The organism is Micromonospora gifhornensis, assembly GCF_016863515.1.
In the GTDB taxonomy this organism is placed as follows: Bacteria; Actinomycetota; Actinomycetes; order Mycobacteriales; family Micromonosporaceae; genus Micromonospora; species Micromonospora gifhornensis.
In genome coordinates, this window is record NZ_BOPA01000014.1 from 244,547 (window position 1) to 258,451 (window position 13,905).

Sequence of the window (13,905 nt, forward strand, 5' to 3'; positions counted from 1 at the left end):
CGAGGTTACCTCCGATGTGGTGGGTCGCCGTCGACCGCAGTGCGGACGGTGTCGGCGAGGGTCATCAGGTGGTGCCAAGAGGCGTACCCGTAGTCGTCCATCCAGTCGTGGAAGTCGACGCCGAGCCGGGCGTAATGCAGCCCGTGTGGCGTGTCCAGCCTCAGCACCGACACCGAACCCCGGTAAAGCCGCAGTTCGACAGTGCCGGTCAACGGCTCGTCCAGCTCGGCCAGGCACCGCTGAAGCGTACGTCCGAGGTGGCTGAACCAGCCGCCCTGCACCGCCGTGGTGGTCCACTCAGTCGAGAGCAGCGTCCGTACGGTGTGTTCGCGCGGGTCGAGGACGGCGTTGGCCAGCGCGCGGTGGGCGGTCGTGATGACCGCTGCCGCCGGCGACTCCCGGACCTCGTGGTTCTTCACCCCGAACGCGGTGTCCTCCAGCCCGGCGTAGCGGCCGACGCCGTGTCGGCCGGCCAACTCGTTCAGCCCGGTCACCATCTCGTGCAGCGGCAGCGCGGTGCCGTCCAGAGCAACGGGCAACCCTGCCGCGAAGGTCAGGCTCAGCTCGGCCGGTTCGGCGGGGCAGTCGACCGGGTGCCGGGTGAGGGTGAAGACCGACTCGTCCAGGCGGTTTTCCGGACTCTCCAGGCTGCCGTTCTCGATGACCCGCGCCCACGGGTTGACGTCGATGCTGTGCACCGCATCGGGCAGGTCGACGCCGACCTCCGCCAGCCTGGCCTGCTTCTCCTCCCGGGTCACGTTGGAGCCCAGGAACGGCGCGACGACGTGCAGTGTCGGTTCCAGCGCGACGACGGAGCGACCCAGCCGGGCCGTGCTGTTCTGCATGTACGTCGCGGTGTGCCCGACGGCGTCGCCGCCGACGTCCCGGGCCACGCGGACCGCCGCCCGGGCCATCAACGGCCGGCTCAGCGTGGACCCGACCGGGAACTGTCCCTGGTAGTAGGCGTCGGCGTGGATCGCGGCGGGCACCGCCTCGGTGAAGAACTCTTCGGTCACGTCGACCACCTGGTACGACGCGCCGAACCGGACGGCCAGGTCCCCGGCCCTGCCGTCGTCCGGCGCCCCGATGCGGACGTTCAGCGCCGTCGTCCGGACCGGCGCGTCCTTGAGCAGGTGGAGCAGGTAGGTGCCGTCCAGACCGCCCGAGTACAACAGCACCAGGTGCCGGGGCGGCCGGGCGATCAACTCGTCCAGCGTGGTGATGAAACGGCGCATCGGGAGCCCTTACCGTGGGGAGACCGAGTGGGTGACGTCGGGCAGCGGCATCGACGCCGGTGCGGTAGGCCGGTCGGCCAGGATGGTGGTCAGCGGCGCGAGCACCCGTGAGCCGGCCAGCCGGACCCCCCGAGAGCGCCGCAGGTCTGCCACGGCGAAGCATCGGCGCAGCCAGCGGTCGGTGCCGTCGTGGCGGGCGGTGAAGCTGGAACGTCCGTGCACGGCGCGCCAGTTGTCGACCACCAGCAGATTGCCGGTGTCCAGCACGACCGAGTCCAGCGACGGGGTGAGCACGGCCTCCAACTCATCGAGGGCCTGGCGCGCCTGGTCGGTCATCGGCTCCATCGCGTGGAAGTCCGCAGTCAGTTCCGGATCGTCCACGGGACCGGCCAGCACCGCGACCGGCTCGGAGTAGCCGCTTGAGCCGAGCTGGGCGAACGAACTGCTGAACTGGATCCGGAACAGCGGTTGGCGCAGGGTGGCCACACAGGACTTGGACAGCCGCGGGTGCACGCGCTTCACCGTGCCGGTCAACGTGCGCCCGCTGCGATCGTGGTCGGGGCGTAGGCAGAGCAGGCTCAGGAAATCCGGCTTGTACGGGTGGAACCCGTTCTCGGTGTGCAACTCGAGGTAGGCGGATCCGCTGTTCTCCTGCTGGTTCTCGGCACCGGCGATAGGGGCCACGTCCTGGACGACCCGACCGTGCTTTTCGTCGGCGTACCCGATGATGTCGCCCAGGTGGGACATGGCCATCAACTGGGCGGCCGTCGCGATGCCGACCGAACGCCAGTCGGGCAGGTAGCCGTCTGCGGGCGTGGCGGGTAGCCGTTCGTCGACCGGCACGTTGCGCACCAGCAGAGATCCAGACGAGCTGCTGTTGCAGCGGAAGGACACCAGGGCCGCGACCAGGCGCTCGGGCAGCCGGCAGCCGATCAGTTCGACAGTGGTCATCGCCGCCTGGGTGCTCAGGTCTGCCTCGCCGAGGGCTTCGACGACCTCGGCGCACAGGCTGCGCATCAGCACGGCCTCGTCATGGGTCAGGGTGACCTCATCGAGGTCGCCGGCATCGAGCTCCATCCTGCTCATCTGACTCACTCTCCGGGCGAGATTGCTCAGGCATCAGCGGACCAGCAGGCCCTGACGCGTCACGTTCCACCTTCGGCGGGTGAGCCGGCCGACGGAAGCGCAGGAGGCGCGGGCGGTCGACCTGGCCAGCTGACCAGGTCGCAATGAGGAGCAGACCCAGGCGTGGCAGTCGAGTTTGACTAGCGGGTATCCCGGGGTGGTGTCGCGTTGTGACGCTGGCCCCGACCGCTGGACCACCGTCGGACACCGGCGGGGTCCGTTCGCACACGAGAAGGGAGCGCAGATGGCCGGGATCGATGCTGCGCGAACCACCGCAGGGCCCGCGCCGCTGACCGCCGGGATGGTGGCGGACTACCACCGCGACGGGTTCCTGCTGTTGCCCGGGGACCACCTGCCCGCCGACGTACTGGCTGAACTGATCGAGGCCGCCCCGCTGATCCTGGCCCAGGAGGGGCCGCAGCGGGTACTGGAACGCGACGGGGTGACAGTGCGATCGGTGTATGGACCGCACCGTACCGATCCGGTGGTGGCCCGGGTCAGCCGGTCGCCGGAGCTTGCTGGGGCGGCCCGGCAACTGCTCGACGACGAGGTGTACGTGCACCAGTCAAAGGTCAACCTCAAGGCCGCCTTCGCGGGAGACCAGTGGGAGTGGCATCAGGACTACATCAACTGGCGGGATCGGGACGGGATTCCGCGGCCGGACCTGGTCAACGTCACGGTGTTCCTCAACGAGGTCAACGAGTTCAACGGCCCGCTGACGTTCATCCCCGGCTCCCACCGGCACGGGCTGCTCGACGGCACGGACACCGACAGCATGCCGGCCGGCTACGAGGACGAGCCGAACTGGATGGCGACCCTCACCGCCACCGAGAAGTTTCAGGTCGACCGGACCGTCATCCGTCGGCTGGCCGAGGCGGGCGGGCTGGTCAGTCCCAAGGGGCCGGCCGGATCCGTGCTGATGTTCCACCCGAACGTGCTGCATGCCTCGTCGCCCAATCTGTCGCCGTTCGACAGGGGCATGCTGTTGATGGTCTACAACGGCGTCCGCAACGCGCCCCGGCCGGTGGAGAATCCGCGCCCGGACTTTCTCGCCGAGCGTGCGGTCGTACCCATTCCGCTGGCTGTCTGAGGGCGGGTCGGCTGGTGCCCACCGCCCGCGCCCGGTAGGGCGCGGGCGGTGGGCCGACCGTGTCCGCTCGGGCGGCGCGGCGGCCCGGGCCGCCCGACGGCGGGCGGTCAGGCCGTCGGGGTGGCGCCGTCGACGCTGAGGACAACCTTGAACGCGTCCTGCCGGTCGAAGAGTCTGTACGCCGCAGCGGCCTCGCCCAGCGGCATCCGGTGCGTGACGATCCGGCTCGGATCCAGCCGGCCGGACCGGATCAGCGCCAGCACCGGGTCCCGCATCCGGATCGGGTCACCGACAGCGAACCGCACCGTCAGCTCGCGGGCGAACGCGAGCCCGGTGGGGAAGGGCATCGCGGCGGAATGGTGTGCGCCCACCGCGCAGACTGTGGCGTGTGCGGCTGCTGCCCGGATCGCACAGGCCAACGCCGCGTCGCTGCCCACCGCCTCGATGACCGCGTCTGCGCCGCGGCCACCGTCGTCGCGTACCACCTCGTCGAGCTGTTCCGGGGTGACAGCGGTGAACCCGAGGTCGGCCGCCCGCGTCCGCCGCGCCGGCGTCGGGTCGGCGATCACCACCCGCGCGGCGCCGGCCGTCACCGCGCACAGCCCGGCGAGCAGACCGAGCGGGCCCGCGCCAACCACCGCGACGAGGGCACCGGGAGCCACCTGCGCCCCGTGCACCGCGGCCAGCCCGGTCGTCAGCACGTCGCCCGCGAAGAGCGCCTGTTCGTCGGTGACATCGTCCGGGGTGGCGGCCAGCACCACGTCGGCGAAGGGCACCCGGACGAACTCGGCCTGCCCACCGGGCAGCGGCGCCCCCACCACGTCGGCGTACCCGAAGAGGGTGACCTTCGGACACTGGTAGTGCCAGCCACGCGCACACGCGTCGCAGCGCCCGCAGGCGACCACGTCGGAGGCGAAGACCCTGGTGCCGACGGCAAAGGGGGCCTGTGACCCCGCCTCGTGGACGGTGCCGGCGAACTCGTGCCCCAGCACCGTGCCGGGCGTGAATTTCGGCAGCTCTCCCCGGTACGGGTGCAGGTCGGTACCGCACACGGCGGTGCGGGTGACCCGCACGATCACGTCACGCGGATGCTGTATCCGGGGCAGTTCCACCTCGTCGACGCGTACCGAACCCGGGCCGTGATAGACGACCGCCCGCATGGTCGGGTTCCCACGGCGTCCGGGCTCCGTGGCCCGTGTTCCTGGCATGGTCATCAGCGCACCTTCCCGACTGGGCTGGCACGGGGCACCGTACCGGCAGTTGGTGGGGGTCGCTGCGATCCTGGGCCAGGCGGCCCGCCGCCGACCAACCGCCGACGGCCGCCGATCCGCCCTGCTCCGACGGGCGGTCGATCGGCCCTGCTCCGACGGTCACCCGTGGCGCCCTGGCGCGATGGTCGGCCGGTCGGCTGCCGCCCGGGGCCCGCCTGGCCATGGCCGATCGAGGGCTGAAGAGAGGGGTACGCGGGCCGGTCTGCGACGCGAAGACTGGGCAGGCGGCGATCTGCCGACGACGACGGAATGAGGTGGCGTACGGTGCCCGATGCTGGACAGCCCGGCCCGGATCCGTGCTGGTGGTCGGCGCGGCAGGTGGCCGACGCGATCGCCGCCCGGCGGATTTCGGCCCGGGAGTACCTCGACCTCCAGCTCGCTCGGATCGAGCAGTTCAACGCCGGGTTGGGGCTGGTCGTCACTATCGACGAGCGGGCTCGGGAGTACGCCCGGCAGGCCGACGAGGCGACCGTCCGGGGGGAACGGCGAGGGCCGCTGCACGGCGTCGCCATGACCATCAAGGACTGTCTCGCCACCGCTGGCCTGCGGACCACCGGTGGCCTGGCCGACCTGCGGACGTACCAGCCCCGGGAGGACGCCACGGCGGTGGCCGCGCTGCGCGACGCCGGAGTTATCGTGTTCGGCAAGACCAACGTACCGTCGGGCTCGGGCGACCTACAGTCCTACAACGAGCTGTTCGGCGTGGCCCGCAACCCATGGCATCCGGAGTACACCACCAGCGGATCCTCCGGCGGTGCGGCCGGTGCGGTCGCCGCCGGGTTCACCCCTCTCGAACTCGGCACCGACGTGGCCGGCTCGATCCGGGTACCCGCCGGTGCCTGCGGCGTGTTCGGCCATAAACCCAGCTACCGCGCGGTGCCGATGGTCGGCCACGTGCCGCCGTACCCGTTCAAGCCCCGGGAGGCGGACATCGCGGTGGTCGGCCCGATCTCCCGTACTGTCGAGGATCTGGAGACCGCCCTGACGGCGATCGCCGTACCGCACCCGTGGGACGCGCCGGCCTGGCGGCTGTCGCTGCCGCCGCCGCGTCCGGTGCGCCGTGTGGCGACCTGGTTCGACGACCCGTACTGCCCGGTGGACGCCGAGGTCCGGGCCGCGCTGCGCGAGGCTGCGGACCGGCTCGCCGACAGCGGCGTTCAGGTCGAGGAGGCCCGCCCCTCTGGGGTACGGCTCGCCGCCAGCGACCACGTCTTCCGCCGGTTGCTGGCGTCGGTGGCGATGCCCGAACACACCGCCGACGATATCGATGACATCGCCGCCGGACGACGTCCACCCCGGGCGGTACTGGGCGGCGAGTACGTCGCCCAGCGCTACCGTGACTGGACGGAGGCCGACGACCAGCGGACCCGCCTGCGGACCCGGTGGCGGCAGTTCTTCGGCGGCTACGACGCGATCCTGCTGCCGGTGGCCCCCAACCTGGCCGCCCGGCACGACCACCGCTCCTTCGAAGACCGCACCGTCACGGTCGACGGGGTGCCGCGCCCGTACTGGGACCAGATCGTCTGGGCGGGCCTGACCGGGGTCAGTTACCTGCCGTCCACGGTGGTGCCGGTCCGCGTCGACTCGCGGGGCCTGCCGATCGGTATCGCGGTGGCCGGCGACTACCTCCAGGATCGCACGACGCTGGCGGTGGCCCGCCGACTCGCCACGGTCCTGCCACCCATCGGCCACCCCGAGCTGACCGTGGTGACCGCCGACGAGCTGCCGGCAGGGCAGCACTGACTGGGAAGGTCCGCATGACAGAGCCGATCGACGTCGTCGTGCCCAATGTGGCCGAGTTCAACACCCGCAACCCGGCCGTCTCCCTGGGCCCAGCCGTCACCGACGTCGTCACCCGCCTGGCCGGGCATCTCGGCGACTACGCGGTCTACTGGAGCAGCCGGCGACGGGTGCTGGTGCTGCCCGAGGGGTATGACCGGCACTGGTACGCCGACGTACACCGGCTGCTGGACGAGCCGGCGCCGCCGGTCGTCTCGCCGGCCCCCGTCAGCGGAATGGTGGCCCGGGACCTGCTCGCCGACGGCGCCGCGCTGGCCCGTCTCCGCTCGCTGTTGACCGGCCACGACGAGGCGCGGCTGGTCACCTGGGGGGCGACCGCGGAGGTCTACCTGCTCGCGGCGACCCTGCGGGGGTGGGGGCTGGCGGTACGCCTCGACGGGGTGCCGGAACGCGACTACTGGGTCAGCCGGTACCTGGATTCGAAGCTGAGCTGCCTCGACCTGGCCCGTGAGGTGTCCGAGGTGCGGGTGCCGCCCGGCCTGTTGGTGGTCGACAACACGGAGCTGCGGGGCGCGGTTGAGCACCTGTTGACCCGGCACGAGCGGGTCATCGTGCGCAGCCCGTACGGCGTCGGCGGCGACGGCTCGGTGGTGTTGCAGCACGACGCCCGAGGCGTCGGGGCGCTGTGGAGCGCCGTGGAGCGGGACCCTTTCCTGCGGACCTTCCCGCTGCTGGTGCAGCAGTTCGTGGCGCACCGGCCCGGCGTCGGCTGCCCCGCGGTGGACCTGCGGATCGACGACGACGGGGTCCGGGAGATCGTGCCCACCGCGATGGCGGTGGACGTCTCCCGGGTCCGGGGCGTACACGTCGGAACCGCCTCGGTGCCCGCGGCCGAGGCGGACCGGATGACCCGGATCGGCCGCGACATCGGGGCCGCCGCGCACGCCCGGGGCTTCCGCGGCTGGATGTGCGTGGACTTCGTCCTCGCCGACGACGGCACCTACTACGTGACCGAGATCAACGCCCGGCGCAGCGGTGCCATGGCGGCGATCGCCATGCTGCGGCGGTGGGGCGCCACCGACCAGGTGGTCTTCTCCCACGACGCGGTCACGCTCGGCACCCGCGGGCCACTGTCCTATCTCGGCGACGTGCGGCCGGTGCTCGCCCGGCTCTGGGATGCCGGAGTGCGGATCCATCCGACGTCGGTGCGCGGGCTGGGCTTTCGGCAGCCGGCGCTGTCCCTGATGGCTCCGGGAACCGATGCGGCGCAGGCGCGGCAGGTCGTCGAGGACGCCGCGCGGGAGTTGACCGCCGCGGTCGGCGGCGGGGAGCGGGTCCGCCGGCCGACCGCCGCCGCGGTGCCATCGGCCGGGTGACCGCAGCGGGCCGCGGGAGTGGTGTCCCCCGGCCCGCTGCGGTGTGCGGGATCAGCGGCCGATCACGCCGCCGTCGCGGCGCCGGATCGCCACGGTCGCCGAGCGGGGACGCCCCTTCGGGTCACGGTCGGGCCAGCTGCTCACCGACTGGGGGTTCGCCGGCGAGGGCCGTTCCAGGGTGGGCACCGCCTCACCCGGGTGCTGCACATTGATGAACATGGTCCGGTGGTCCGGGGTGAAGGCGATGCCGGACAGCTCGCAGCCGCGCGGACCGACCGCGAAGCGGCGGACCTCGCCGGTGACCGGGTCGGCCGCCAACAGCGCGTTGTTGCCCAGGTAGACGTAGTACGTCTGGGGATTGCTCAGCGACGAGTTGGAGATGTCGCTCTGGATCCACATCCGTCCGTCGCGGTCGATGGCCAGGCCGTCCGGCGAGCCGAACTTGCTCGTCGCGTCGAGCGGCACGCTCGGGTCGAATTCGGGATCGCCCGCCAGGAGGAAGATGTCCCACTCGAAGGAGGTGGCGGTGGCGTCCGCGTGCCGCTCCCGCCACCGGACGATGTGACCGAACGGGTTGGGCCGCCGGGGATTGGCCGCGTTCGGGAACCCGGTGCCGTTGCTCAGCGTGACGTACACGTCGTTGGTGTTCGGGTGTACCGCGATCCACTCCGGCCGGTCCATTGGCGTGGCACCGACCGCGTCGGCGGCCTGCCGGGTTCGCAGCAGCACGTCGGCCTGGTCGCGCCAGCCGTTGGCCGTGGTCAGCGGGCCGGTGCCGTGCTTGAGCGGCAACCAGCGACCGGTGCCGTCGTCGTCGAAGCGGGCCACGTAGAGGGTGCCGTGGTCCAGCGGGTGCCGGCCGGTCGCCCGCATGGTCCGCCACCGGCCGGAGCTGACGAACTTGTAGATGTACTCGCCGACCTGGTCGTCGCCGGTGTAGACCACCACCCGGCCCCGGGACTCCGTCACCGTGGCTGTCTCGTGCTTGATCCGTCCCAGCGCGGTGCGCTTCACCGGCTTGCTGTTCGGGTCGCGCGGGTCGATCTCTACCACCCAGCCAAATCGGTTCGGCTCGTTGGGGGTCGCCGCGAGGTCGAAGCGCGGATTCCCGTGGTGCCACCGGTACCCGTAGCCCCACCGGGTCACGCCGTACCGGGCCTGCTCCGGCGTGGGCTCCCAGGTCGGGTCCTCGGTGGCGAAGTACTCGTTGAAGTTCTCCTCGCAGGTCAGGTAGGTGCCCCACGGGGTGGCGCCGCACGAGCAGTTGTTCAGCGTGCCGCGCGGCTCGGCCCCGGTCTGCAAGGCGGGGTGATTGCCCGAGAGCGGGCCGGAGAAACGTACCGGGGTGTCCGTGGTGATCCGCCGGTTGTACCGGGAGTCCACCAGTTGCCACCGTCCCCGGCGCAGCGCGATCTCCACCACGCTGACGCCGTGCGCCGCCAGCGACTTGGCCACCTTCTCCGGGGTCATGACCGCGTCGCCGTCGGGGAAGAGCAGCACCTGGTCGGCGTACTCGTGGTTGAGGACCAGCAGGCCACGGTCGGGGCCCAACGGGAAGTACTGCATGCCGTCGTGGCCCATGCCGATCTGCCTGGCCTGGTCGGCCGCGGAGTTCGAGGCGTCTCGGCGCCAGGCCGGCCCGTTCGCCCGGATCGGGGTGCCCCAGGGGATGAGGACCTCCGCGGTGTATCCGTCGGCGACGGTGAGGGTGTCCGCGGAGCTGATCGGGACCGCCGGGAAGTTCAGCAGCCGTCGGCGGTGCCGCGCCCCGGCGGCGGCCGCCGTACCGGGGCCGGCTACGCCCGCGCCCAGGAAGCCGGCGGCCGCCACGACGCCGCCGGTCAGCGCGGTACGGCGGGACAGCCGGGTGGCGACCACGTCCTGGAAGAGCCGGTTACTGGACGGGTTGGAGCTGATGTCGTCCGACTCCGGATACGGCTGGGGATCTGACGAGGTGACTGCGCTGGACAAGGTTGACCTCCAGGAGGGATGGGCCGGCGGCGGGTTCCCGCTGTTCAGGGCCGTCGCACGGCATGGGTGATCTTGATGTTGGTGTACTCCAACAGCCCCCAGAGGCCGTACTCCACGCCGCTGCCGGATTCCCGGAGACCGCCGAAGGGGACGTCGTGGCGCAGGTCACCGTGGGTGTTGACCCAGGCGGTGCCGCACTCGAGGCGGGCGGCCAGGGCCCGGGCCACGGCCGGCTCGCCCCAGACCGAACCACCCAGGGCGAAACGGGTGCCGTTGGCCCGGGCCAACGCCTCGTCGAGGTCGTGGTAGCCGATGACCGGCACCACCGGCCCGAACTGCTCGTCCTGCTCCAGGTCGGTGCCCGGGGGCAGGTCGCTCACCACGGTCGGCGGATAGAAGTGTCCGGCACGGGGCAGTGCCCCGCCGCCGGTCACCACCCGGGCGCCGGCTCCCGCCGCCGACTCCACCAACCGGTGTACGTGCGCGAGCTGGGCCTGGCTGACCAGCGGACCGAGGTCGGTGCGCGGATCACGACCGTCGCCGACCACCGCCGCCTTCGCCTCGGCGTGCAGCGCCTCGGTCAGCTCGGCCGCCTGCCCGGCCGACACGTACACCCGCTTGATCGCTGCGCAGAACTGACCACTGTTGACGGTGGCGCGCCGAAAGATTTCCCCGGCGACCCGGTCGATCCGAGTGCCGGGCAGCACGATGCACGGGTCGTTCCCGCCCAGCTCCAGGACCACCCGCTTGAATGAGTCGGCGGCGCGGCGCGCGATGGCCCGCCCGGAGCGGACCGAACCGGTGAAGGAGATCATCCGGATCGCCGGGTGCTCCACCAACGCCGGTCCGAGGGCACCGTCTCCGCTGATCGTGTTCAGTACGCCCGGCGGCAGCGCCTCGGCCAGCAACTGTCCCATCCGCAGGCTGGACAGCGGGGTGACCGGTGACGGTTTGAGTACCACCGTGTTGCCGGCCAACAGCGCCGGTGCGATCTTGGTGACGGCCAGGATGATCGGATAGTTGCTGGGGGCGATCGCCGCGACTGGTCCCACCGGCGTCCGGTCCATCGTGGCCTCGACGGTCTCCTCGGCGACCAGCTCCTGCCGGGGTAACGACAGCTCGGCGGTGTGGCCGAACCAGTCGGCGGCGAGCGTGACCTCCGCCCGGGCCTGCCGTAACGGCTTGCCCTGTTCGGCGGTGAGCAGCTCGGCCACCTCGTCGCCCGCCCGCGCCAACGCCGCGCCGCAGGCCAGCAGCGCCGCCCGCCGCGAGTCGGCGTCGGTACGGGACCAGTGGCCAAAGGCGGCGGTGGCACCCAGGACCGCGTCGTCGAGCTGTGTGGCCGTGCACCGTGGCGCCTCGGTGAAAAGCTCGGTGGTGGCTGGGTTCTCCACCGGCATCCGATCGGGGGAGTGCGCCGAACGTCCCGCGATGGTCATCGGAATGATCACGGACACTCTCCCCACTGGCCTGGCCGGCCCGGTCGGCGGACCAGGCCAGTCTTCGCGTCGATCACCGCGCCCAGGAACCCCGCTTGCGGGCATGCTCGTCCGGCTAGGGGTTTGGAGCGCCCGTCGGCGGCTTTCCGGTGCACCCGGTGCGCGGGAGGGTCAGTGGCGTACGGCGGTCCCGGCCCGGCGCCGCCGCTACCTCGAACGGGCCGGCATCGGCGGAAGGGGGCCAGGTGACGTCCATCGAGGCAGTGCACACGTACCTGCCACCGAATCGGGTGCCGGTGGGCGACTGCCTGGCCGACTACGGGTTCTCGGCGGCGCAGATCCGGATGCACGAGCGGTTCTACGGCTTCCGCGAGGTGCGACTCGACCCGCAGGGCAGCCTGGCCGACCTGCTGGTCGGCGGGGGCGCCGGGATGGCCGAGCTGGCCGGCCGGGAGCACCTGGTCCGCTACGTACTGCACGCCCGGACCATGCCGGTGGTGGCGCCGTACCCGGTCAACCCGGTACGGGAGGCCGCCCGCCGGCTGGGCCTGGCCCACGCCACCACGTTCACCGTCAGCCAGCATGCCTGCGCGTCCGGCCTGCTCGCCGTCGACCTCGCCGGCACGCTGCTGGCCGACGACCCCGACCCCGCGGCACTGGCGCTGGTGCTCACCGGAGAGAAGGCCTTCACCGCCTCCGCCCAGGTCATCTCCGGCACCGGCGTGATGGGGGAGGGCTGTTCGGCGGTGCTGGTCAGCGCGCACGGCCGGCGGGACCGGGTGCTCTCCTACGCGGCCGGCACCTACGGCCGGTTTTCCGCCGGACCGTGGATGTCGGAGCCGGACGCGGCGGCCTTCCGGGACGACTACCCGGTCATGGTCGCCGAGGTGGTGCGGGCCGCGGTCGAGGAGTCCGGTCTGGACCTCGACCAGATCGGGACGATCCTGCCGCACAACGTCAACCGGCTGTCCTGGCTGCGGGTGCTCCGGCTGCTGAACATCCGCAGCGCCGAGCGGCTGGTTCTGGACAACCTCCCGAGCACCGGGCACTGCTTCGCCGCGGACTCCTTCGCCGCCTACCAGCTGGCCTGCGAACAGGGCCGGCTCGCGCCCGGCGACCCGTACCTGATGACGTCGGTGGGGCTCGGCGCCACCGTCTCCGCCATGGTCCTCGTCCACTGAACCCCCCGAGCCTGGAGAGCGACACGTGCATACGCACACACTCAGCGGTGATGTCCTCGCGCTGTTGCGTACCGCGCTGACCGGCGCCGCCGACCGTCCCCTCGTGCTGCTCGGTAACTTCGAGGTCGAGGACCACTGGGCGAAGGGCGAAGCGGGCCTGCCCGGGATCGTGATGCCCGCCAGCCGGGTCATCGTGAACCGGATGGACGAATGCGCGCTGTTGCTCGCCGGCCCGGACGACCACGTCGTGCTCAAGGCCGCGCCCGACGAGGAGTACCTGCGCTACCTCGGCGGCCTGGGACTGGCGCTGCCCCGGATCCTGACCGTCGCCACCGGGCAGCCGCAGCGCACGGTGAGCGAGGACGCAGTGGCCGATCCGCGGCTGGTGGCCACGCTCGGCGGGTTGGTCGCTACCGGTGCGCACCTGTGGCCGCACGGCGTGTCGGTGGTCGAGGAACGCCTGGCGGAACTCGCCGGGCTGCCGCTGGCGGCACCGACGGCCGCCGTCTGCAAGCGGGTCAACAGCAAGATCTATAGCCGGTTGCTCGCCGACGAGGTGGGGCTGCCGCAGCCGGAGGGCACGGTCTGCCGCGACCTCGACGAGCTGGACCGTGCGATCCGACGCGCCGGCAGCTGGTTGGACGCCGGACGGCCGGTCGTCCTCAAGGACGCCTTCGGTGTCTCCGGCCGGGGCATCATGGTGGTCCGCGACACCCGGCGACTCGCGCAACTGCACGCGCTGATCGCCCGCCGGGCCCGCCGCGACGCCGGCCGGGTCGGCCTGGTCATGGAGGAATGGCTGCCCAAGCGCCACGACCTCAACTACCAGCTGACCGTCGACCGCGCCGGTGACGTGCACTTCGACGTGATCAAGGAGGCGATCACCAGCGACGGCGTGCACCAGGGGCATCGCATGCCGGCGCCCCTGACGGAACCGCAGCACCGGCAGGTACGTTCCGCCGCCGCGGCGATCGGCCGCCGCCTGGCCGCCGACGGGTACTTCGGGGTGGTCGGGGTGGACGCCCTGACCACCACCGACGGCCGGCTCTACCCGATGATCGAGATCAACGCGCGCAACAACATGTCCACCTACCAGGAGCGGCTGCGGCGGACCTGGTTCGGCCCGGACACGGTCGCGTTGGCCCGGCAGTACCCCCTGCGGCTGACCAGAGCGCTGCCCTTCGGCGAGCTGCGGGCACTGCTGGACGGCGTACTCGCCGACCGGCCGGACCGGCCCGGCCTGGTGATCAACAATTTCGCCACCGTGAACGCCGCCAGCGGTGCGGGTACCGACTTCGGCGGTCGGCTCTACGGCGTGGTGGCCGCCGACTCCGCCCAGCAGGTCGCCGCCCTCGACCGGGAGGTCACCGAACGGTTGCGGAACTGCTCCGCGACCGTCGCGCAATCCTAGCCACCAGCCGATCGGCGTCGGCCGATCAGCTCCGCCGTACCCCGGGCCGATGCGCCCCGCATCGGC

The 13,905-nt window shown here is 71.9% G+C and carries 10 protein-coding genes; 5 read left to right on the plus strand and 5 right to left on the minus strand.

Translation table 11 applies throughout. From position 1 onward, the window contains the following. Window positions 1-5: 5 nt before the first annotated feature. Both Vgi01_RS09320 and Vgi01_RS09325 read right to left on the minus strand, forming a co-directional pair. A complete protein-coding gene (locus Vgi01_RS09320) occupies window positions 6-1,235 on the minus strand; it encodes an argininosuccinate synthase domain-containing protein (RefSeq protein ID WP_102659320.1) in 1,230 nt (409 codons plus the stop codon). A gap of 9 nt (window positions 1,236-1,244) precedes the next feature. After that, window positions 1,245-2,321 carry a TauD/TfdA family dioxygenase gene (locus tag Vgi01_RS09325; RefSeq protein WP_204290725.1) on the minus strand — a complete coding sequence of 359 codons (1,077 nt, stop codon included), beginning with the start codon at window positions 2,319-2,321 and terminating at the stop codon, window positions 1,245-1,247. Window positions 2,322-2,604: 283 nt separating this feature from the next. On the opposite strand from Vgi01_RS09325, the gene Vgi01_RS09330 reads away from it, so the two are divergent. Next, a complete protein-coding gene (locus Vgi01_RS09330; RefSeq protein ID WP_146017586.1) occupies window positions 2,605-3,450 on the plus strand; it encodes a phytanoyl-CoA dioxygenase family protein in 846 nt (281 codons plus the stop codon). Window positions 3,451-3,557: 107 nt separating this feature from the next. On the opposite strand, the gene Vgi01_RS09335 is transcribed toward Vgi01_RS09330, so the two are convergent. After that, the gene (locus Vgi01_RS09335; RefSeq protein WP_102659323.1) at window positions 3,558-4,664 is read right to left on the minus strand and encodes an alcohol dehydrogenase catalytic domain-containing protein; all 1,107 of its coding nucleotides are present in this window, start codon (window positions 4,662-4,664) and stop codon (window positions 3,558-3,560) included. A gap of 321 nt (window positions 4,665-4,985) precedes the next feature. Between Vgi01_RS09335 and Vgi01_RS09340 the strand changes: the two genes are divergently transcribed. Together Vgi01_RS09340 and Vgi01_RS09345 are read left to right on the plus strand one after the other, a co-directional pair. Further along, the gene (locus Vgi01_RS09340) at window positions 4,986-6,464 is read left to right on the plus strand and encodes an amidase family protein (RefSeq protein ID WP_158244918.1); all 1,479 of its coding nucleotides are present in this window, start codon (window positions 4,986-4,988) and stop codon (window positions 6,462-6,464) included. A 14-nt stretch (window positions 6,465-6,478) separates the two neighbouring features. Next, complete coding sequence (locus Vgi01_RS09345) at window positions 6,479-7,837, plus strand: preATP grasp domain-containing protein (RefSeq protein WP_204290726.1); 1,359 nt, start codon at window positions 6,479-6,481, stop codon at window positions 7,835-7,837. A 51-nt stretch (window positions 7,838-7,888) separates the two neighbouring features. On the opposite strand, the gene Vgi01_RS09350 is transcribed toward Vgi01_RS09345, so the two are convergent. Both Vgi01_RS09350 and Vgi01_RS09355 read right to left on the minus strand, forming a co-directional pair. Next, window positions 7,889-9,808 (minus strand): PhoX family protein, encoded by a 1,920-nt coding sequence (locus Vgi01_RS09350; RefSeq protein ID WP_204290727.1) that lies wholly within the window; start codon window positions 9,806-9,808, stop codon window positions 7,889-7,891. Between the two features lie 44 nt (window positions 9,809-9,852). Then, the gene (locus Vgi01_RS09355; RefSeq protein WP_239088851.1) at window positions 9,853-11,259 is read right to left on the minus strand and encodes an aldehyde dehydrogenase family protein; all 1,407 of its coding nucleotides are present in this window, start codon (window positions 11,257-11,259) and stop codon (window positions 9,853-9,855) included. Between the two features lie 233 nt (window positions 11,260-11,492). Here Vgi01_RS09355 and Vgi01_RS09360 point away from each other — a divergent pair, with 233 nt between their 5' ends. Both Vgi01_RS09360 and Vgi01_RS09365 read left to right on the plus strand, forming a co-directional pair. After that, window positions 11,493-12,428, plus strand: a complete 936-nt coding sequence (locus tag Vgi01_RS09360) for a 3-oxoacyl-[acyl-carrier-protein] synthase III C-terminal domain-containing protein (protein ID WP_102659326.1) — start codon at window positions 11,493-11,495, stop codon at window positions 12,426-12,428. Window positions 12,429-12,453: 25 nt separating this feature from the next. After that, entirely contained in the window at window positions 12,454-13,839 is a 1,386-nt protein-coding gene (locus Vgi01_RS09365; protein ID WP_102659327.1) for a preATP grasp domain-containing protein, read from the plus strand. Window positions 13,840-13,905 lie beyond the last annotated feature (66 nt).

Excerpts from the sequence above, each read along its gene's own strand:
- Vgi01_RS09335 (WP_102659323.1), bottom strand. The coding sequence starts at position 4,664 with ATGACCATGCCAGGAACACGGGCCACGGAGCCCGGACGCCGTGGGAAC.
- Vgi01_RS09325 (WP_204290725.1), bottom strand. The coding sequence starts at position 2,321 with ATGAGCAGGATGGAGCTCGATGCCGGCGACCTCGATGAGGTCACCCTG.
- Vgi01_RS09330 (WP_146017586.1), top strand. The coding sequence starts at position 2,605 with ATGGCCGGGATCGATGCTGCGCGAACCACCGCAGGGCCCGCGCCGCTG.
- Vgi01_RS09320 (WP_102659320.1), bottom strand. The coding sequence starts at position 1,235 with ATGCGCCGTTTCATCACCACGCTGGACGAGTTGATCGCCCGGCCGCCC.
- Vgi01_RS09345 (WP_204290726.1), top strand. The coding sequence starts at position 6,479 with ATGACAGAGCCGATCGACGTCGTCGTGCCCAATGTGGCCGAGTTCAAC.